Source organism: Cupriavidus sp. 01T418 (genome assembly GCF_056398885.1).
Genome location: NZ_JBFTQG010000003.1, coordinates 70,036 through 88,790, shown reverse-complemented (window position 1 = coordinate 88,790; position 18,755 = coordinate 70,036). Strand labels below are relative to the sequence as shown.

Annotated in this window: 18 protein-coding genes and 1 pseudogene; 3 read left to right on the top strand and 16 right to left on the bottom strand. The window is 65.2% G+C overall.

What is annotated here, in order from left to right:
* Window positions 1–39: 39 nt before the first annotated feature.
* From can to AC1DQ3_RS04570, 4 genes are all read right to left on the bottom strand, one after another.
* Complete coding sequence (gene can, locus AC1DQ3_RS04585; RefSeq protein WP_477118994.1) at window positions 40–711, bottom strand: carbonate dehydratase; 672 nt, start codon at window positions 709–711, stop codon at window positions 40–42.
* Window positions 708–2,552 (bottom strand): bifunctional isocitrate dehydrogenase kinase/phosphatase, encoded by a 1,845-nt coding sequence (gene aceK, locus AC1DQ3_RS04580; RefSeq protein ID WP_477118993.1) that lies wholly within the window; start codon window positions 2,550–2,552, stop codon window positions 708–710. Before aceK ends, can begins: the two co-directional genes overlap by 4 nt.
* Window positions 2,553–2,684: 132 nt before the next feature.
* Window positions 2,685–3,143 carry a PaaI family thioesterase gene (locus AC1DQ3_RS04575; RefSeq protein ID WP_477118992.1) on the bottom strand — a complete coding sequence of 153 codons (459 nt, stop codon included), beginning with the start codon at window positions 3,141–3,143 and terminating at the stop codon, window positions 2,685–2,687.
* 127 nt (window positions 3,144–3,270) lie between these two features.
* Window positions 3,271–3,708: a MerR family transcriptional regulator gene (locus AC1DQ3_RS04570; RefSeq protein WP_477118991.1), complete on the bottom strand. Its 438-nt coding sequence runs from the start codon at window positions 3,706–3,708 to the stop codon at window positions 3,271–3,273.
* Between the two features lie 183 nt (window positions 3,709–3,891).
* On the opposite strand from AC1DQ3_RS04570, the gene AC1DQ3_RS04565 reads away from it, so the two are divergent.
* Window positions 3,892–4,986, top strand: a complete 1,095-nt coding sequence (locus AC1DQ3_RS04565) for an MBL fold metallo-hydrolase (protein WP_477118990.1) — start codon at window positions 3,892–3,894, stop codon at window positions 4,984–4,986.
* A gap of 140 nt (window positions 4,987–5,126) precedes the next feature.
* Here the strand turns inward: AC1DQ3_RS04565 and AC1DQ3_RS04560 are convergent, their stop codons facing one another.
* The 5 genes from AC1DQ3_RS04560 to argS all read right to left on the bottom strand — a co-directional run bounded on the left by AC1DQ3_RS04560 (window position 5,127) and on the right by argS (window position 10,306).
* Entirely contained in the window at window positions 5,127–5,960 is an 834-nt protein-coding gene (locus AC1DQ3_RS04560; protein ID WP_477118989.1) for a helical backbone metal receptor, read from the bottom strand.
* Window positions 5,957–6,757, bottom strand: coding sequence for an SDR family oxidoreductase (locus AC1DQ3_RS04555; RefSeq protein ID WP_477118988.1), 801 nt, complete (start codon window positions 6,755–6,757; stop codon window positions 5,957–5,959). Before AC1DQ3_RS04555 ends, AC1DQ3_RS04560 begins: the two co-directional genes overlap by 4 nt.
* Before the next feature lie 136 nt (window positions 6,758–6,893).
* On the bottom strand, window positions 6,894–7,532 hold the full coding sequence (locus AC1DQ3_RS04550; RefSeq protein ID WP_477118987.1) for a thiol:disulfide interchange protein DsbA/DsbL: 639 nt from the start codon (window positions 7,530–7,532) through the stop codon (window positions 6,894–6,896).
* 88 nt (window positions 7,533–7,620) lie between these two features.
* Window positions 7,621–8,397 carry an SPOR domain-containing protein gene (locus tag AC1DQ3_RS04545; protein WP_477118986.1) on the bottom strand — a complete coding sequence of 259 codons (777 nt, stop codon included), beginning with the start codon at window positions 8,395–8,397 and terminating at the stop codon, window positions 7,621–7,623.
* A 115-nt stretch (window positions 8,398–8,512) separates the two neighbouring features.
* On the bottom strand, window positions 8,513–10,306 hold the full coding sequence (argS, locus tag AC1DQ3_RS04540) for an arginine--tRNA ligase (RefSeq protein ID WP_477118985.1): 1,794 nt from the start codon (window positions 10,304–10,306) through the stop codon (window positions 8,513–8,515).
* Between the two features lie 245 nt (window positions 10,307–10,551).
* On the opposite strand from argS, the gene AC1DQ3_RS04535 reads away from it, so the two are divergent.
* The gene (locus tag AC1DQ3_RS04535) at window positions 10,552–10,875 is read left to right on the top strand and encodes a DUF1840 domain-containing protein (RefSeq protein WP_477118984.1); all 324 of its coding nucleotides are present in this window, start codon (window positions 10,552–10,554) and stop codon (window positions 10,873–10,875) included.
* A 270-nt stretch (window positions 10,876–11,145) separates the two neighbouring features.
* Here AC1DQ3_RS04535 and AC1DQ3_RS04530 read toward each other — a convergent pair whose 3' ends face one another.
* Entirely contained in the window at window positions 11,146–11,529 is a 384-nt protein-coding gene (locus tag AC1DQ3_RS04530; RefSeq protein ID WP_477118983.1) for a glycine zipper domain-containing protein, read from the bottom strand.
* Window positions 11,530–11,649: 120 nt separating this feature from the next.
* Window positions 11,650–11,811, bottom strand: a complete 162-nt coding sequence (locus tag AC1DQ3_RS04525; protein ID WP_150992526.1) for a DUF1328 domain-containing protein — start codon at window positions 11,809–11,811, stop codon at window positions 11,650–11,652.
* 284 nt (window positions 11,812–12,095) lie between these two features.
* Here AC1DQ3_RS04525 and AC1DQ3_RS04520 point away from each other — a divergent pair.
* Window positions 12,096–13,454 (top strand): annotated as a pseudogene (locus tag AC1DQ3_RS04520) (CHASE3 domain-containing protein); the annotation flags it as partial.
* Window positions 13,455–13,713: 259 nt separating this feature from the next.
* On the opposite strand, the gene AC1DQ3_RS04515 reads toward AC1DQ3_RS04520, so the two are convergent.
* From AC1DQ3_RS04515 to metH, 5 genes are all read right to left on the bottom strand, one after another.
* On the bottom strand, window positions 13,714–13,857 hold the full coding sequence (locus AC1DQ3_RS04515; protein WP_477118982.1) for an entericidin A/B family lipoprotein: 144 nt from the start codon (window positions 13,855–13,857) through the stop codon (window positions 13,714–13,716).
* A gap of 150 nt (window positions 13,858–14,007) precedes the next feature.
* Window positions 14,008–14,415 (bottom strand): response regulator, encoded by a 408-nt coding sequence (locus tag AC1DQ3_RS04510; protein ID WP_477118981.1) that lies wholly within the window; start codon window positions 14,413–14,415, stop codon window positions 14,008–14,010.
* A 108-nt stretch (window positions 14,416–14,523) separates the two neighbouring features.
* Window positions 14,524–15,156 carry a response regulator gene (locus AC1DQ3_RS04505; protein ID WP_477118980.1) on the bottom strand — a complete coding sequence of 211 codons (633 nt, stop codon included), beginning with the start codon at window positions 15,154–15,156 and terminating at the stop codon, window positions 14,524–14,526.
* Window positions 15,157–15,392: 236 nt separating this feature from the next.
* Entirely contained in the window at window positions 15,393–15,758 is a 366-nt protein-coding gene (locus tag AC1DQ3_RS04500; RefSeq protein ID WP_477118979.1) for a hypothetical protein, read from the bottom strand.
* A gap of 238 nt (window positions 15,759–15,996) precedes the next feature.
* Window positions 15,997–18,744, bottom strand: coding sequence for a methionine synthase (metH, locus tag AC1DQ3_RS04495; RefSeq protein WP_477118978.1), 2,748 nt, complete (start codon window positions 18,742–18,744; stop codon window positions 15,997–15,999).
* Window positions 18,745–18,755 lie beyond the last annotated feature (11 nt).

Genomic DNA, 18,755 nt, shown 5'->3' with positions numbered 1-18,755 from the left:
TTGGCTCTTCCTGAATCTCTTCGTGCTTCCGGCCGGTGCCTAGCGGATCGACGCCTGCGGCGGATCGCCGAACTGGCGGTAGGCGGCTTCGAGCTGTGCGTGCAGTTCGTCGTTGTTGCTGGCGGCCATGCCCAGGTCGCGCAGCAGGCCGTCGGACACGCCGTAGACCCAGCCGTGCACGGTGATCTGCTGGCCACGGTCCCAGGCATCCTGCAGCACCGTGGTCTGGCAGACGTTGCTGACCTGCTCGATCACGTTCAGCTCGCACAGCCGCGTATGCGCGTCTTCCTCGCGGGTGATGGTGCCGAGGTAAGCGCCATGCTTGTCCGCCACATCGCGCACATGGCGCAGCCAGTTGTCGGCCAGGCCGATGCGCTCGCGCTTGAGCGCGACCTTGACGCCGCCGCAGCCGTAGTGGCCCACCACGGTGATGTGGCGCACCTTGAGCACTTCCACCGCGAACTGGATCACCGACAGCGCGTTGAGATCGCTATGGGCGATGACGTTGGCGATATTGCGGTGGACAAAGACCTCGCCGGGCGCCAGCCCGAGAATCTGGTTGGCCGGCACGCGCGAATCGGAGCAGCCGATCCACAGGTACTCGGGCGCCTGCTGGTTGGCCAGGCGCATGAAGAAGCCCGGGTCTTCCGCGTTGACGCGGTCCACCCACTCGCGGTTGTTGCGAAAGAGCTGGGCGATGGCGTCACTCATGCAACCCTCCTTGCGGCAGTGTGTTCATCGCGGTTTGCGTGCGCTGCGGCGTCGCCGCTGCGGGCGGCATAGCGATGGATAAAGCGTTCAGAAACATCATAGGCATAGAAATCATGGATTTGGCCGGCCAGCAGCCGGTCCTTGTGAGCCTGCCACATGGCGGGGTCGAAGAAATCTTCATGGTGGCGCAGGAAGGCGGCGCGCACACGCGGGTCGCCCAGCAGGAAGCTGCGATAGGTCTCGGGAAAGATATCGTGGCGGCCCACGCTGTACCAGGCCTCGCCCGACATCTCTTCCTCCTCGTTACGCGGCTTCGGCACGTGGCGGACGTTGGTGTCCGTCATGTATTCGATCTCATCGTAGTCGTAGAACACCACGCGGCCGTGGCGCGTGACGCCGAAGTTCTTGTAGAGCATGTCGCCGGGGAAGATATTCGCGGCGATCAGCTCCTTGATGGCGTTGCCGTACTCGACGATGCCGTGCTCGACCTGCGCGTCGGTGCCTTCCTGCAGCCAGATATTGAGCGGCGTCATGCGGCGTTCGATGTAGACGTGGCGCACCACGATTTCCTCGCCGCCGTCCTTGCCGCGCTGGTACTCGATCATCGACGGCGCGTCCAGCTCCAGCTCGCGCACCAGTGCATCGTCGAAGCGCGACAGCGGGAAGGCCACGTCGGAATACTCCAGCGTATCGGCCATGCGGCCCACGCGATCGTGCTGCTTGACCAGCTGGTACTTCGACTTGATCAGCTCGCGGGTGGTCTCCTTGGGCGCCGGGAAGTAATCCTTGATCACCTTGAACACGTAAGGATACGACGGCAGCGTGAACACCAGCATGACCAGGCCCTTGATGCCGGGCGCGCTGATGAACCTGTCGGAGGAGTGCTGCAGGTGATGCAGGAAGTCCCGGTAGAACAGGTTCTTGCCCTGCTTCTGCAAACCCAGCGAGGTATAGATCTCCGCACGCGGCTTGCGCGGCATGATGTCGCGCAGGAAGGTCACGTACGCCGACGGGATCTCCATGTCCACCATGAAGTAGGAATGCGTGAAGGAGAACAGGATCAGCAACTGCACCTTTTTCAGCAGCACCGTGTCGAGCGACAGCTTGCCGTCGGGCGTGTGCACGATGGGAATCGCCAGCGGAAAGGTGCGGTCGGCGTTCAGGATGCGGCCGATGATGAAGGCCGACTTGTTGCGGAAGAACAGCGACGACAGCACGTGGATCTGGAAATTCGGCGCGATGCGGAAGTCGCCGAAGTACTCGGTGACGGCGCGCACCACATAGCCGATATCGCGCGTGAGATCCTCGAACGGACGCTCCAGCTGGAAGTTGTGGACGATGCGCTCGAAGCACGCCGCCATGCCGCTGCGGCTGCCCGGATAGTAAGCGCGGAAGGTCGGCCGGGTGGGCGACTCCTCGTTCTCGATGTACTCGGTCGAGATGGCCGGACGCACGAAGATGAAATCGTTGTTGAAATACGAGCGGTGCAGGATGCGCGTGCACACCGAGTTGAAGAAGGTCTCGGCCAGTTCCGGCTGGTGATGGTTGGTCAGCAGCCCGATGTAGTGCAGCTTGATCTGCTGCCAGATCTCGTCCTCGATATTCTCCGCGTCGTATTCATCTTCCAGGATCACGCTGGTCTCGCGCACCCGCTCGTTGTAGAAGGCGATGCGGTCGCGCTGCAGTTGCTGCAGGCCAAGCCAGTCGGCTCCCTCGAACTTCAGCTTGGCCTGGTGGCTGACCTCGCGGAACAGCCTGTAATGCTTGTCGAACCCGTCCAGCATCGTGCGGGCCACGTCATAGGCGATCTGCGAGGACAGCAGCTTCGGGAAGTGGGACATGACGCAGGCCGATGACGATTGGGGGTTCCGGAGATTGTAAATTGGTTCGGCGGCTGGGCGAGTGCTCTTTCGGCCAATCCGGCGTCGCCGGCATGGCGCCCCGGCGGGCGCCATCGCCGTGACGCGCTGGCATCACACGTGGCCGAGCGTGCGCACCACGCACAAGGTCATCAGCATGGTGGCCACCGCCTTGCGCACGCCGGCGGTCTCGGTGAACACATCGCCCTGCGCCACGATCAGCGTGCGGCCGGGCTTGAGCACGCGGCCCACCGCCACCAGCCGCTCGCCCTGGGCCGGCGACAGCAAGTTGATCTTGTACTCGGCGGTCAGCCCGGCTTCGCCCTCTCCCACCATCGACAGCGCCGCATAGCCGCAGGCGCTATCGGCCAGCGCACCCACTGTGCCACCGTGGAAAAAACCGTGCTGCTGGGTCACGCCCTCGGACCACGGCATGGCGATCTCCACCTCGCCGCGCGTGACCCGCGCCAGCGTCGCGCCGAAGGTGGTCATCAGGCCCTGGCGGGAGAAGCTGGTAGCGATGGCATCCGCGCGCGCGGCCGGCAAGGCGGTGGATTCGACGGCAAGTGGCATGGGCTTTCCTTTGGTTCGCCGGCCGGCAACACGGCGACGCGGCGCAAACGATGGGCTGACCGCTTATTCTATTTACGTTTACGTAAACGTCAATCAAATCCGGTGGCAAGCGATAAATAATGCTGCATCAGGCGCTTTTTACCTCGTTCCCGGGGCCCACCGCGCCGGTCTGGGCCGCCAGCAAGGCCTGGCACTGCCGTTCGTACTGGTCTATCTCGGCGAGCTGCGCATGCAGATCTTCAAGCTGGCGCTCCAGCGTGCCGCGGTGAAGTGCCAGCGAATGCAGGAATCGTTCGAGTTGGGGCGCGGTGTCCCGCGGCGATTCGTAAAGGTCGAGAATCTCGCGGATCTCGTTCAGCGTAAGCCCCAGGCGCTTGCCCCGCACGGTAAGCTTCAGCCGTGTGCGCTCGCGCCCGTTATAGACGCGCTTGCGCCCGCCCGGGCCTTGGCGCTCGGGCGACAGCAGGCCCTGATCCTCATAGAAGCGGATGGCGCGGGGCGTCACATCGAACTCGCGGGCGAGATCGGTGATGGTGTAGGTCGGCGTGGCTGGCGAATCTGGCATGGTGGCCCGGTAAAAAAAGTGAACGGTCGTTCGGTACGGAATGAAGTTTTCGCTTAATATTGAAAAGCCCGCCCCAATTGACGTTAACGTTAGCGTCAAGCAAAGCGGCTGGCAACCGTGACAACGAGAAAGCCCGCCTGCATGCGGCACTGCATGCACAGGGCTTCAGAACCGAGACTCCTGATGAACGCACTAGAACACCAGCTCCAATACCCGTTTGGCGACACGATGCCCGCAGGCGGCGCGCGGCAGGAAGTCGCGCCCGGCGTGTACTGGCTGCGCATGCCCCTGCCCTTCGCGCTGGACCACATCAACCTGTGGCTGGTGCGCGACCGCATCGACGGCCGCGACGGCTGGACCATCATCGACTGCGGCGTCACCAACGACACCATCAAGGCGCACTGGGAATCCGTCTTCGCCAATGAACTCGAAGGCCTGCCGGTGCTGCGCGTGCTGGCCACCCACTGCCACCCCGACCACATCGGCCTCGCGCACTGGCTGTGCAAGCGCTGGGACGTGCGGCTGTGGATGAGCCTGGGCGACTATATGAACGCCCGCGTGATGGGCGGCGGCGGCGGCATCGGCTCCAACGCCGGCGGCGACTTCGCCGCCAGCCACTTCGCCCGCCACGGGTTGACGGATCCCGAGAGCCTGGAAAAGCTGCGCGCGCGCAAGAGCTACTATCCGTCGCTGGTGCCGGATCTGCCCACCCAGTACCGGCGCATGATGGATGGCGATATTGTCGCGATCGGCACCGACCCGGCCACGTCGGGCTGGCGCGTGATCACGGGCTTCGGCCATGCGCCCGAGCACGTCGCGCTGTATAACGCCGGCATCAATGTGCTGATTTCCGGCGACATGGTGCTGCCGCGCATTTCCACCAATGTCAGCGTGTTCGACATGGAGCCGGAAGCCAATCCGCTCAAGCTGTATCTGGACTCACTGGGCAAGTACGAGCCGCTGCCGGAGGATGTGTTGATCCTGCCGTCGCATGGGAAGCCGTTTCGGAACCTGCATACGCGGATCCGGCAATTGCGGGAACACCATGTGGATCGTCTTGCCGAGACGCGTGCGGCCTGCGCGGAGAAGCCATGCCATGCGCATGACATCGTTGGCGTCATGTTCAAGCGGCAGTTCGATATTCACCAGATGACGTTCGCGATGGGCGAAGCGCTGGCGCACCTGCATGTGCTGTGGCATGCGGGGGAGGTCAAGCGGGAGGTGGGGGCGGACGGAGTTGTCAGGTTCAGGATTCAGGCTGAAGGCTTGACGGCTTGACGGCTTGACGGCTTGACGGCTTGACGGCTTGACGGCTTGACGGCTTGACGGCTTGACGGCTTGACGGCAAACGAACCGATCGTGGCATCGCGCGCGCGCCCTCTCCCGCAAGCGGTAGAGGGGAACAAACCAGCCGCAGGCTAGGCAACGGCAAAGCGCGACAGATACCTGAGCCCTTCCACGGCCCGGCTCCCGTACCAGGAAACCATCTCGCCATCGATCAGCAAGACCTCCTTGCCGATCTGCCGCTCCAGCGCGTCGACGTGCGCCTCGGTGAACCGATAAGGCTCGCTGGACAGCAAGACCAGGTCGATCTCCCTCACCAGGGCCTCGTTCCAGCGGAAGCTCGGATAGCGGGTTTCAGGCGTGTTGGGCCGGCTGCAGTCCCCATCGACACAGGCTTCCGGCATAGCCTGCGCCGAAGGCCACGTCTGCCAGTTCACCAACGCCAGCATCCGGCTGATATAGGTATCGCGCGACACCGTCATCCAGGGGTCCTGCCAGATCGCATACAGCACCTTGCGCGCGGGCCACTGTCGCGTGCGCACCTGCGCCAGCTCGAACGCCATGGCAGCGCATAGCGATTCAGCCTCCGCGCTGCGGCCAAAGATGCCGCCAAGCAAGCGATAGAGCGCAAGGTTGTCCTCAGGCGCACACGGATGCGTCACGATCACGTGCGGCACGAAAGCCCGGATCTCATCGACCGTCTCCCGCCGGTTCTCATCGATATTGACCACCACATGCGTAGGCGCCAGCGCCCGCAGGCGCTCCAGCCTGACGTCCTTGGTGCCGCCGACCTTGGCAACGCCACGTACCGCAGGCTCGGGATGAATGCAGAAGCCGGTACGTGCCACCACCTGCGGCCCGAGCCCCAACGCAAACAGCAGCTCGGTCACGGACGGCACCAGCGAAGCGATGCGCACCTCCCCGGCAGCAGGGCGATGCCAAACGCCGGCGGCGTCCTGCCAGCTCATGGCTGCTGGTCCTGGCTGCGCGGCTTGCGCGGCGCGCGGGCGAAGAGCGCATCGTAGAGCCAGCGCGGCATCAGGTGCAGGATCGACGCCACCACCCCCATCTGCCACGGCACCACGGCAAAGCGGCGGCCTGCGGCAATAGCACGCACCGCCTTGCGGGCAAATACGTCGGCATCCATCAGGAAGGGCATGCGATAGGGATTGTGCTCGGTCATCGGCGTGCGGATGTAGCCGGGCGCGATGGTGACCACGCGGATGCGCTCGCGGCGCTGTTCCAGGCGCAGGCTTTCGAGCAGCTTGATCACGGCGGACTTGGAGGCGCTGTATGCGCCGCCGCCAGGCAGCCCGCGCACGCCAGCCACGCTGGCGATGCCAACCAGTGTGCCGCGCCAGCCGCCGGCGCCGGGCTCGCGCTCGCGCATGGGTTGCATGAAGGGCTGGAAGGTGGTGAGCACGCCGAACCAGTTGGTGTCCATCACCATCCGGAAGGCTTCGAGATCCTCGCGCTCGCTGGCTACCGTGCCGACCGACACGCCGGCATTGGCGATCACCACGTCGGGGCAGCCAAAATGATCGAGGAAATCCTGGGCGGCGCGCTGCATGGCGGCGGCGTCGCGCACGTCCGCGGCATAAACGCGCACCGCATTGGGATTGGGCAGGCTGCGGGCAAATTCGCGCAGCGCCTCTTCGCGCCGGCCAACCAGTCCGAGGATGGCGCCCTGCGTGGCGTACTCGCGCGCCAGGGCCTGGCCGATTCCGCTCGACGCGCCGGTAAGGAAGACTTTCTGTGCTCGCATCGGGTTGGGTCCAGGGGAAAGCGCAACATGATTCATGCCGACCGACCCCGACCCGGCGCACCGGACGCCGCTGCGCCACATCGGCGCCGGCGGTGCCGGCCGGCCACAAGCGGCCACCTGGCCGCTACCCGGGGACTTACATCTTCTTGTCGCGCACCTGGCCGACCAGGTAATCCATGGTCTGGATGGCCGCGGCCTTGGAGCCGGCGATGGACGGCGAGGTCTCGTACTTGCCCTGCACCACGATGGTCGGCACGCCGTCGATCTTGTAGGCGTCAGCGATCTTGTTGGCACGCTGCGAGTTGGTGATCACCGAGAACGAGTTGTAGGCGTCGACGAAGGCCTTGCGGTCGATGCCGTTCCTGGCCATGAAGTCGGCGATCTCGTTCGGGTCCAGCATGCGCTTGCGGTCGACGTGGATGGCGTTGAAGACCTTGGTGTGCATGGCGTCGAGCTTGCCGATGGCTTCCAGCGCATAGAAAATCCTGGTGTGCGGCAGCAGGTCGTCGCGGAAGGCAACCGGCACGCGCTTGAACACGACGTCCTTGCCTTGCTTGCCGACCCAGGCTTCCAGCTCGGGCTCGAAATCGAAGCAGTGCGGACAGCCGTACCAGAAGAACTCGGTGACTTCGATCTTGCCCGGCGCGACGGGCTGCGGTGCCTTTAGCACCTGGTATTCCTTGCCAGCCGTGGGCGCGGCGGCCTGGGCGGGCGCGGTCATCAGGAAACCGGTCACGGCGACCAGCGTGGCGAACAAGGTGGCGAGTTTCTTCATGTGGCGCGGCTTTCGAGGTTGGGCAATGAGCGTATGACAGCGGCGGGGCGTTCCGGTTCAGCGAACGCCCCGGGTTGTTTTACTTGTTTTACTGCTTGGTAAAACGGATAACCGAAGCATCGAAGCCCGACGACTGCAGGCGGTCGCGCGCACGGTTCATGTCGTCGATCTTGTTGAACGGCCCCAGGCGCACGCGGTAGAGCTTGGTGCCATTGACGTCGCGCTCGGTCACCTTGGCCTCGAAACCCTGCATGGCGAGGTTGGCCTTCTGGCGGTCGGCGTCGTCCGGCGAGCGGAAGGCGCCTACCTGCAGCAGGTAGCCGACCTTGTTGGCATCGGCCAGGGCGATCTCGGCGATCGGATCGGCGACGGGCTTTTCAGCCGGCTTTTCGGCAGGCTTTTCCGCCGGCTTCTGCGCGGGCTTCTCGACCGGCTTGTCGGCGGGCTGCTCGGCTGGCTTTTCGGTGGGCCGGTTGACGGCCACCGGCGGCTGGCGCTCGGGCTGCTGACGTTCCGCCTGCTGGCGCTCCGGCGGCTTCACCGTCGTCGGCGCCGGACCGGCCGGCTGCTCGGGCTCGGCGCTGGGCCCGACGGGCCTGGCCGGGGTCTTGCTCCACAGCGGCTTGTTGGGATCGGACGGGGCTTCCTGCGCCGGGGCGGGCAGGTTGCTGACGACATTGCCGGGTTCGGACGGCTTCTGTGCGCCCTTTTGCTGGAATGGCGCCGGCGACCTGGTGATGTACAGGGCGACCACTACCGCAATCGCCAGGCCGACGATCAGGCCCAGCACCAGTCCCAGGAACGTACCTCCGCGCTGCGGGGCGCGGCTGGCATTGCGCGGGGCGCGCTTGCGTTGCTGTTGCATGAATTCCTCTAGCGTGATGGCGCGATTATAGAGCCTGCGCGAATCCCGGCATCACTGTCTGTGGTCAAGACGACACGCCTGCCCATGCCCCCGGGGGCAAGCCCCGGCATGGCACTTACATCCGTTGCGGCGCCGAGACACCGATTACCGCCAGCCCGTTGCGCAGCACCTGCCGCGTGGCGGCCAGCATCGCCAGGCGCGCCAGCTTGACGGCCTCGTCATCCACCAGCACGCGGTCGGAGTTATAGAAGGCATGGAAATCGCCCGCCAGGTCCCGCAGGTAGAAGGCGACCGCGTGCGGCGCCAGTTCATCCGCCGCCGCCGCCAGCATGTCCGGGAAATCGGCCAGGCGCTGGCCCAGCGCGAGCGCCTGCGGGGTAGCATCCGGGCCGGTCACGGGCGCCAGGTCGGTGCCGGCCAGCGCGGGCAGCCTGGCTTCCCAGTCGGCGCCGCCCCAGGATTCGAAGATCGAGCAGATCCGGGCGTGGGCGTACTGCACGTAATACACCGGGTTCTCGTCGTTCTGCTTGAGCGCGAGGTCGACGTCGAAAATGAATTCCGTATCCGCCTTGCGCGACAGCAGGAAGAAGCGCACCGCATCGCGCCCGCGCGTGAAGTGCGCCGGCCAGTCGGCCACGCCGGCTTCCAGGCAGCCGCGGATGGTCTCGCCGCCTTCCGCGCCGTTGCTCCACTCGATCAGGTCGCGCACGGTCACGTAGGAACCGGCGCGCTTGGAGATCTTGACCTCCTCGCCGTTCTTCATGACGGTGACCATCTTGTGCAGCACGTAGTCGGGATAGCCCGGCGGAATGCCGATATCCAGCCCCTGCAGTCCGGCGCGCACGCGCGCGATGGTGCCGTGGTGGTCGCTGCCCTGCACGTTGATGACCTTGGCGAAGCCGCGCTCCCACTTGCTGGTGTGGTAGGCCACGTCCGGCACGAAGTAGGTATAGGTGCCGTCGCCCTTGCGCATGACGCGGTCCTTGTCGTCGCCGTCGTCGGTAGTGCGCAGCCACAGCGCGCCCTCGTTCTCGTACGTCTTGCCCTTGGCCACCAGCGATTTCACCGTGGTCTCGACCTTGCCGTCGCTGTACAGGGATGATTCCAGGTAGTAGCGGTCGAACTTGACGCCGAAGGCGCGCAGGTCGATGTCCTGCTCGTTGCGCAGGTAGGCCACGGCAAACTTGCGGATCGATTCGATATCCTCGACCTCGCCGGAGGCCGTCACGGCGTCGCCATCGGCGGCGCGCACGGTCTTGCCGGCCAGGAAGTCGGCGGCAATGTCGGCGATGTAGTCGCCGTTGTAAGCCGATTCCGGCCAGCCGGCGTCGCCCGGCTTGAAGCCGCGGGCGCGCGCCTGCACCGACAGCGCCAGGGTCTGGATCTGCACGCCGGCGTCGTTGTAATAGAACTCGCGGTGCACGGCGAAGCCCTGCCAGCCCAGCAGGTTGGCGAGCGCATCGCCCAGCGCCGCCTGGCGGCCGTGGCCCACGTGCAGCGGGCCGGTCGGGTTGGCCGAGACGAACTCGACCAGCACCTGGCCGCGCGCGCCCTGCTCCTGGGCGCCATAGCGATCGCCCTGCTCCAGCACCGCGCGCAGGACCTCGGCCTTGGCGGCCGGCGTCAGGCGCAGGTTGATGAATCCGGGACCGGCAATCTCCAGCCCGGCCACCAGGCCGGCGGTACGCGCATCGGCCTTGACCGCATCGACAATCTGCTGGGCCAGCTCGCGCGGGTTGCGCTTGAGCGAACGGGCAACCTGCATGGCGAGGTTGCAGGCCAGGTCGCCGTGGGCGGCCACCTTCGGACGCTCGAAGATGGCTGCAGGCAGGACGGCGTCGGCCGGAGCGATGGCGCGCACCGCGTCGTTGAACGCAGCGGCAAGATTGGTGGTCTGAACTGGCAGCATGGATGTCGTGGCCCTGAGGCGGTTGTCTGGCGCCGTCGCGGCGATCCTGAAGCGGCGGCACCGTCACGGGCGGCATGTGGAGACCGCGCCGCGTGGCAGGCAATGAATTGCAGAACGCGGAATTTTATCAGGTGCTATGCTGACATTATGCTGCGGGTCCCAAACCGGCCGTTGCGTGCCCCGCCCGATGCCCGGACAAGCCGTGCCGTCATGTACTTCGCTGTACGCAATGGAAAGGAAATATCATGCTGATCACCTTCAAATCCCGCGCGTCGCAAGACCTGATCATGATGAGGGATCTCGCCGTCACGCTCCTGGGGATAGTCGGCAAGCATCTGGGAGAGCGCGGGGTGATCACCACGGAGGAGCTGCCCCGCTGCATCCATAAACTGGAAGCCGCGGTGACGGATGCCAAGAAGGTGCACCCGGCCGAATCGTCGGTTTCACCAGGCAAGCACGACGAGGACGAAGAGGAAGAGCCCCTGCACCTGGGCCAGCGGGCCTACCCCTTCCTGGACATGCTGCGCGCTTCCCAGCGCGAGAACACCGAGGTCATGTGGGGCGTATAGCGGGGGCGTATAGCTGAGGCGCGTAGCAGGGGCGTGTAGCGGCCTCGCCAGGCTTGAACCGTCAATGGCAGCGGACGCGGGAGGCCGCCGGCGTCCTCGCTGGCCTTCCCGGCGCAAAAAAAATGCCCGGCCGCTGTTTCTGGCCAGGCCGGATCAGGGTGTGGATCCGAAAGGGGGAACTGCTAATCTGGTGCGGCGCATGCAGCACTGCAAGCGCCGGGCTAATCAATAACGCATCAATACCGCTTCAATGCGGCCGGGCCCGACGCATCAGTCGTCCCTGCTGCGGCCGTTAGCGGCCAGCAGCAAGCCGACCAGAGCGCCCGCCGCCGCCGCGATGCCGATCGCCTTGAGCGGCGAGGCCGCCACGCGCTGCTGCACGCCGTCCACCGCATGGTCTACACGCGCACGCGCACGTCCCCGCAACCGGCGTCCGGCCTGCACGGCTTCGGATGAACCTTCCCGCCCCAGCACCTCCATGGTGTGCTCGAGTTGCGCGATCAGCGCCCCCATCTCGCCGGCAACCGGCCCCACGGCATCGCGAGCGGCGCCACGGGTATCGCGCACGGCATGCCGGATCTGGCGCACGGTGCTTTCGGCGCTGTCGGCCAGGTGGTTCATTTCCTTTCGAATCCTTGGATTGTTGGTCAGCATCGACTTATCTCCGTTACGCCTGACGACGTGTTGTGATTTGCGTTCGCGCTGTGTGCCGGTGTTCGCGAGTGCGCGGTAAAGCGGCGGCCTGCCGCCCGCGCCTGAGGCCTGAGATCTCGCCTAACGTCTCACCAGGCTGATCACGAAAGTCACCAGGGCGACCACCAGGAAAATGAAGAACAGGATCTTGGCGATTTCCACCGCGCCTGCCGCGATGCCCCCAAAGCCGAACACGGCGGCAATCAGGGCGATGACAAAAAAGACGAGTGCGTAGTGCAACATGATGATGGCTCCCTAGATGGCAGTAATGCGCAAGGTCATGGGTTCATGGTAGAAAGCGCCCCACCCTGCAGACACCGCAGCCGCACCGATTCCCTTGTCAGCCGATTCCTACAGTGCAAGGACAGGCGCGGTTGCGCGGGCAGCACCGTGGCATGGCCGGTTGACCGGGCGGCGCCGATATGCTTCTATCGACACGACAGGGTGCATGCCTGAGCTGGGCCTCGCCCAGGCCATTCGGCGCGGGAAGGCCCAGCCAATCCAGCACCCGGCATCGGGAAACGACAATGCTAAAGCAGCCAATGTTGCGCTCCACCTTGCTTCTGGCAGGCGGCATCGTGCTGACCGTGGTGGTGCTGATTGCCTCCGAGGCGGGCAACATTCGCTTGCGCCAGGCTTATACGCAGGTGATCCAGTCGCAGCAGGTGCAAGGCCAGATCACCTCGCTGCTCGGCGAGCTGGTCAATGCCGAGGCCGGCCAGCGTGGCTTCCTGCTGACCGGCAAGGAGAGCTACCTGCAACCGTATTACGAGGCCCTGCCGCGCATCAATGCGTTGACGAGCGCACTGCGCAACCGCTACGCGGACGACCCGGAAGCGCTCAAGCTGTTCACGCAGGCGTCCACCGCCGTCAACCGCAAGCTGACCGAGATGGATCTCACGCTGATCTACGGCAAGCGCGACGTGGAAGTTGCGCTCGACCTGGTACGCACGGACTTCGGCAAGCAGACCATGGACAACGCGCGGCGTGGGCTGGAGGCGCTCCTGCAGCGCGAGGCCGTCTCGGTGTCGCAAAGCCTGGAACACGCCGACCGCGACCTCGCGCTGTCGCGTCTGGGCATCGGCCTGCTGACCGCCATCAATATCGTGCTGCTGATCGTGGTGGGCCTGCAGCATTCGCGCCGCATGGCGGTGGCGGAAGCCGCGCGCAGCGAACTGGAGGAGGAAAGCGCCCGGCTGGACCGCATGGTGCGCGCGCGCACCCGCCAGCTATCGGCGCTGGCGTCCCACCTGCAGCGCGTCACCGAGGATGAGAAGACCCGGCTGGCGCGCGAACTGCACGACGAACTCGGCGCAATCCTGACCGCCGCCAAGCTCGATATGCACTGGGTACGCCGCCGCGTACAGGACACCCATCCCGACGTGGCGGAAAAACTCACGCGCGTGATGCTGCACGTGGACCAGGGCATCCAGATCAAGCGGCGCCTGATCGAGGACCTGCGGCCCACCGTGCTGCTCAACCTGGGCCTGAAGGAAGCGATCGGACAGCTGGCGGAGGAAGTCGCCACGCGCAACCAGTGGGAGTCGGATGTGGAGCTTGCGGAGGCGGTGCCGCCGCTGCGGGACGACGCGGCCATCGCGCTGTACCGCATCGTGCAGGAATCGCTGACCAACGCGAGCAAGTATGCCGAAGCCAGTCGCGTGGTCATCAGGCTGGACTGCGCCGACGGGGTGCTTCTGCTGACCGTGAACGACAACGGACGCGGGCTGCCTGAGGACGTCGAATCGCGGCGCAGCGTTGGCCACCACGGCCTGCTGGGCATGGAGCAGCGCGTCATCGCGCTGGGCGGCACGCTGGATATCGCTTCGGAGCCGGGCGCCGGCGTGACCATCCGGGTCGCGGTGCCGCTGACCGATGCCGTGGTGGCGCCGCCGCGCGATGAGAAAGAGGCGTTCGACGATCCGCCCCGGGAAGAGGCCGAAGGCACGCCGCCMGAGGCGCCGGGGACCACGCTGGCGGCTGCGGCTACCAGTGCGGCCGCGGACACACCAGCCAGCACATCGGCATCCGCCGCAGAGCCGCCGCGCCAGCCGGGCTAGGATGCCGGGACGCGGCCGGCCAAAGCAAACGGGGCGCCGAGGCGCCCCGTTGACATTGCCGTGTCCACGCACAGCAATGCCCGCCCTACATCTTCTGCTTGGTATTCTCGGCAGCGCCTTGCATCTTCTCGCCGCCCCTCTCGATATCCTTGCCGGCACCGGCCATCGTATTGCAACCGGTCACCAGGACGACACCCGCCAGGGCGCACAGCGCCATCAGCTTTCTCATGATCCTCTCCTTGCTTTTGGTTAACGCGGCGGGGCCGCGACAGGAAACGCCAATACTGCTGGACTGCCTCGGATGCGTCGTCCACACCCAAGGCTACCGTCCAGAACTCCAGAACAAAAGAACAAAAGAACAAAAGAAAAAAAGCGCGGTTCAACTGCCCGATTGCGCGTACTCCTCGATCACACGGAACACCTGTTCAAGTTCAAGCGATTTGTCGAAAAAGTAGTCCGCCCCTGCCTCGGCGCACTGGCGCCGGTAAGTCGGCACCTGCGCGTGATTGGTGTAGACGATACGGATGCCCGACGCCCCGGTCTTCTGCAGGGCACGCAGCACATTGATGCCGTTCCCCTGCCGCAATTGCAGATCGACGATAACGACCTCGTACTCGCCCGCCTCATGAAGACGCAGCGCCAAGTTTTCGGTATCCGCCCAATCGACAGCCTCGACAAACGGGAATGCGCTCAGGTATTCGAGCAACATACCTCGCAAGACCGCCGAGTCCTCGATCAGCAGGACCCGCAGCGCGCGATACGGGGGGGTCGCAGCTTGATCCGGCATGACTTCATGGTAGCAACAGAGTATGCAGAGAGGTTATCGGCGTCCGTCCTACAGCGGGGCCGGGCAGGACGGCAAAAGCGCCCATCGCGCCCCCCGCGCTTGCGCTGCCTACTCCACCAGGCCGTTCTTGATCGCGTAATAGGTCAGGTCGGCATTGGTCTTCATGCCCATCTTTTCGAGGATGCGCGAGCGATAGGTGCTTACCGTCTTGACGCTCAGGAACAGTTGCTCGGCGATCACCGAGACCGACTGGCCGCGCGAGAGCTTGCAGAAGATCTGGAACTCGCGCTTGGACAAAGTCTGGTGCAGGGCCTGGTCGGTGGGCTTGTCCAGCCCGCCGATCAGCAGGTCCGCCACCGTCGGGCTGACATAGCGCCGGCCCTGGGCCACGGTGCGGATCGCCTTGACCAGGTCGTCGGGCGCGCTTTCCTTGGTCAGGTAGCCGGAGGCGCCGGCGCGGATCAGGTTGATGGCGTACTGGTCTTCCGGATACGTGGAGAGGATCAGCACGGGGAGGTCGGGATGACGCTGGCGCAACAGCTTGAGCACATCGATGCCGTTGCGCTCGGGCATCGAGATATCGAGCACCACGACATCGAACTCCATCTCGCGCAGGCGGGTCATCACTTCATCACCGCTGGCAGCCTCCCCTTCCACCCGGATATCGGGTTCGTCGGCAATGAACTGGCGCAGCCCGGCGCGCACGATCTGGTGATCGTCGGCGATCAAGACGCGAATCATGGAAGTCTCCCTGGGCATGAATGCCCCAGCTCTCAGGCGCAGCCGGGCTAATGCTTAGTATGCATTGTAGTGCTTACAAAACCGCGCGAATGTCGGTGTAGGACTGACACGCACGCGCAGGCCGCGCGTACATGAAAAAGGGACGGATTCGATCCGTCCCTGCGTTCCAGCCCATCCGCGCACCGGATGGCGGCAAGCCAGGCGCCTGCCGTCCCGGGCTGGCGCGCTTCCAGCGCTTACTGAAGCTTGGTCGACGTGCCGGCACCGGCATCTGCACTGGCGTCGGTCGAAGCCTCGCCCTTCTTGCTCTTGGCGTGGCTGCTGTGCTTCCTGGTTTTGGTGGTCGGCTTGGCCTGCGTGGCAGCGTCGGCACCGGCGCCCGCCTTGGCGTCCATACCCTTGTCGGCGCTCGCCGAGGCGCCCAGGCCAACGTTGGCACCTGCGCCGGCCGCTGCACCCTTGTCTGCGGGCGCGCTGATTGCGGGCGCCGCGATGGCGCCGGTGGCGCCAGCCTTCGCATCAACGCCGGTGCCTTGCGCCATGGTCAGCGAGGAAGCGGCAGCGATCGAGAGAGCGGAAAGGGAGATCAGCAGTTTGTTCATGGAGAGGCTCCTTGCAGTCTGCGCCGCGGCGAAACATTCGCTGCGGCGTTCACTTGATGTGAGCCTTCAGTCTATGGATGCGGACCCGCGCGGTCTGTTAGGAGATGTAATGCCTTGTAAGGAGTGGTGAAGAACTTGCAAAGTCACATGGACGGGCCCCGAGAAGCTTTTCCCTGCCTGCCCAATGGCTTGCGGCGGCGCGGCAGCGCAAACCGCCGCTGCCGCCGAACGCATGCGGTTACAGGTTAGGCGCGAGCGCGCGCTCCAGCACGCTGCGTTCTTCACCGCGGCGCGCCACCATGTCGTCGAGCTGGTCCTGGCCGATCTTGCCCACCGAGAAATAAGTGGACGCCGGATGCGCCAGGTGGAAGCCGCTCACCGAAGCGGCCGGCGTCATGGCCAGCGAGTCGGTGATGCCCATGCCGATCTCGGCGGCATTGAGATAGTCGAACATCGGGCCCTTGACCGTATGCTCCGGGCAGGCCGGATAGCCCGGCGCCGGACGGATGCCGCGATAGCTTTCGGCGATCAGCTGCTCGTTGGTCAGCACCTCGCCCGCGTCGTAGCCCCACAAGTCCTTGCGCACGCGTTCGTGCAGGCACTCGGCGAAGGCTTCGGCCAGACGGTCGGCCAGCGACTTGAGCATGATCGCGCTGTAGTCGTCGTGATCGGCCTCGAACTGCGCCTCCTTCTTGTCCACGCCGATGCCGGCGGTGACGGCAAACACGCCGATGTAGTCGGCAATGCCGCTGTCCCTGGGTGCGACGAAATCGGCCAGGCAGCGGTTGGGACGCATCACGCCGTCGACCACCGGGCGCTCGCTCTGCTGGCGCAGGTTGTGCCAGGTCAACGCAACCTTGCTGCGGGTCTCGTCGGTATAGATCTCGATATCGTCGTCGTTGACGGTGTTGGCCGGCAGCAGGGCCAGCACGCCGTTGGCGGTCAGCCAGCGGCCCTGGATCAGGCGCGCCAGCATGGCCTTGCCGTCCGAGAACACGCGGCGGGCGGATTCGCCGACGATCTCGTCGTTGAGGATGTCGGGGAATTTGCCGGCAAGGTCCCAGGTCTGGAAGAACGGCGCCCAGTCGATGTAGTTGGCCAGCTCCGCGAGGTCGTAGTTGCGGAAGATGCGCCGGCCGATGAACTTCGGCCTGGGCGGCACGTAGGTGCTCCAGTCGATCGGCGTCTTGTTGGCGCGCGCCTGCGCCAGCGTCACCATCGGCGTGGCCTTCCTGCTGGCGTGCTGGTGACGGATGCGCTCGTAATCGGTCTTCAGCTCGGCCAGGTACCTGGTCGCGCCTTCGTCCGACAGCAGGCTGGATGCCACGCTGACCGAACGCGAGGCGTCCGGCACGTAGACCACCGGGCCTTCGTAGTGCGGCGCGATCTTGACCGCGGTATGCACGCGCGAGGTGGTGGCGCCGCCGATCAGCAGCGGGATCTTCTTGATGCGGAAGTAATCGTCGCGCTGCATCTCCGAGGCGACATAGGCCATTTCTTCCAGCGACGGGGTGATCAGGCCGGACAGCCCGACGATGTCCGCGCCCTCGACCTTGGCGCGCGCCAGGATCTCGTTGCACGGGACCATCACGCCCATGTTGACCACTTCGAAGTTATTGCACTGGAGCACCACCGAGACGATGTTCTTGCCGATGTCGTGCACGTCGCCCTTGACGGTGGCGATGACGATCTTGCCGCGCGCCTTGACGTCGCCACCGGCCTCGGCCAGCAAGCGCTTTTCTTCCTCGATGTACGGCAGCAGGTGGGCCACGGCCTGCTTCATCACGCGGGCGCTCTTGACCACCTGGGGCAGGAACATCTTGCCGGCGCCGAACAGGTCGCCCACGATGTTCATGCCGTCCATCAGCGGGCCTTCGATCACCTCGATCGGACGGCCGCCGCGCGCTTCCACCTGCTGGCGCACTTCCTCGGTGTCTTCGACGATGAAGGTGGTGATGCCGTGCACCAGCGCGTGCGACAGGCGATCGCCCACCGGCACCGGGCTCTCCGGCGTGCCGCGCCACAGCAGGTTCTCTTCCTTCCTGGCGCCGCCGCCCTTGAAACGGTCGGCGATCTCCAGCAGGCGGTCGGTACTGTCCTCGCGGCGGTTGAGCACGACGTCTTCCACGCGCTCGCGCAGTTCGGGATCCAACTGGTCGTACACGCCTAGCTGGCCGGCGTTGACGATGCCCATGTCCATGCCTGCCTTGATGGCGTGGTACAGGAACACGGTGTGGATGGCCTCGCGTACCGCGTCATTGCCGCGGAAGGAGAACGACACGTTGGACACGCCGCCGCTGACCTTGGCGTAGGGCAGGTTCTGCTTGATCCAGGCGGTGGCCTCGATGAAGTCCACCGCGTAGTTGTTGTGCTCCTCGATGCCGGTCGCCACCGCGAAGATGTTCGGGTCGAAGATGATGTCTTCCGGCGGAAAGCCGACTTCATTGACCAGGATGTCGTAGCTGCGCTTGCAGATCTCGGTCTTGCGCGCAAAGGTGTCGGCCTGGCCCTTCTCATCGAAGGCCATCACCACGGAAGCGGCGCCATAACGGCGGATCAGCTCGGCGTGGTGGCGGAACTGTGCCTCGCCTTCCTTGAGCGAGATCGAGTTGACCACGGGCTTGCCCTGCACGCATTGCAGGCCGGCCTCGATCACTTCCCACTTGGACGAGTCCAGCATGATGGGCACGCGCGCGATGTCGGGCTCGGAGGCGATCAGGTTGAGGAACCGCACCATGGCCGCCTTGGAGTCCAGCATGGCCTCGTCCATGTTGATGTCGATGATCTGCGCGCCGTTCTCGACCTGCTGGCGGGCCACCACCAGTGCCTCGTCGAACTGGCCGTTGAGGATCATGCGGGCAAAGGCCTTGGAGCCGGTGACGTTGGTGCGCTCGCCGACGTTGACGAAGAGCGTGTCCTCATCGATGGTGAAAGGCTCGAGGCCGGACAGGCGCATCGGGCGCGGCGGCAGGGTATCGTTGGTCATGGCTTGATCTT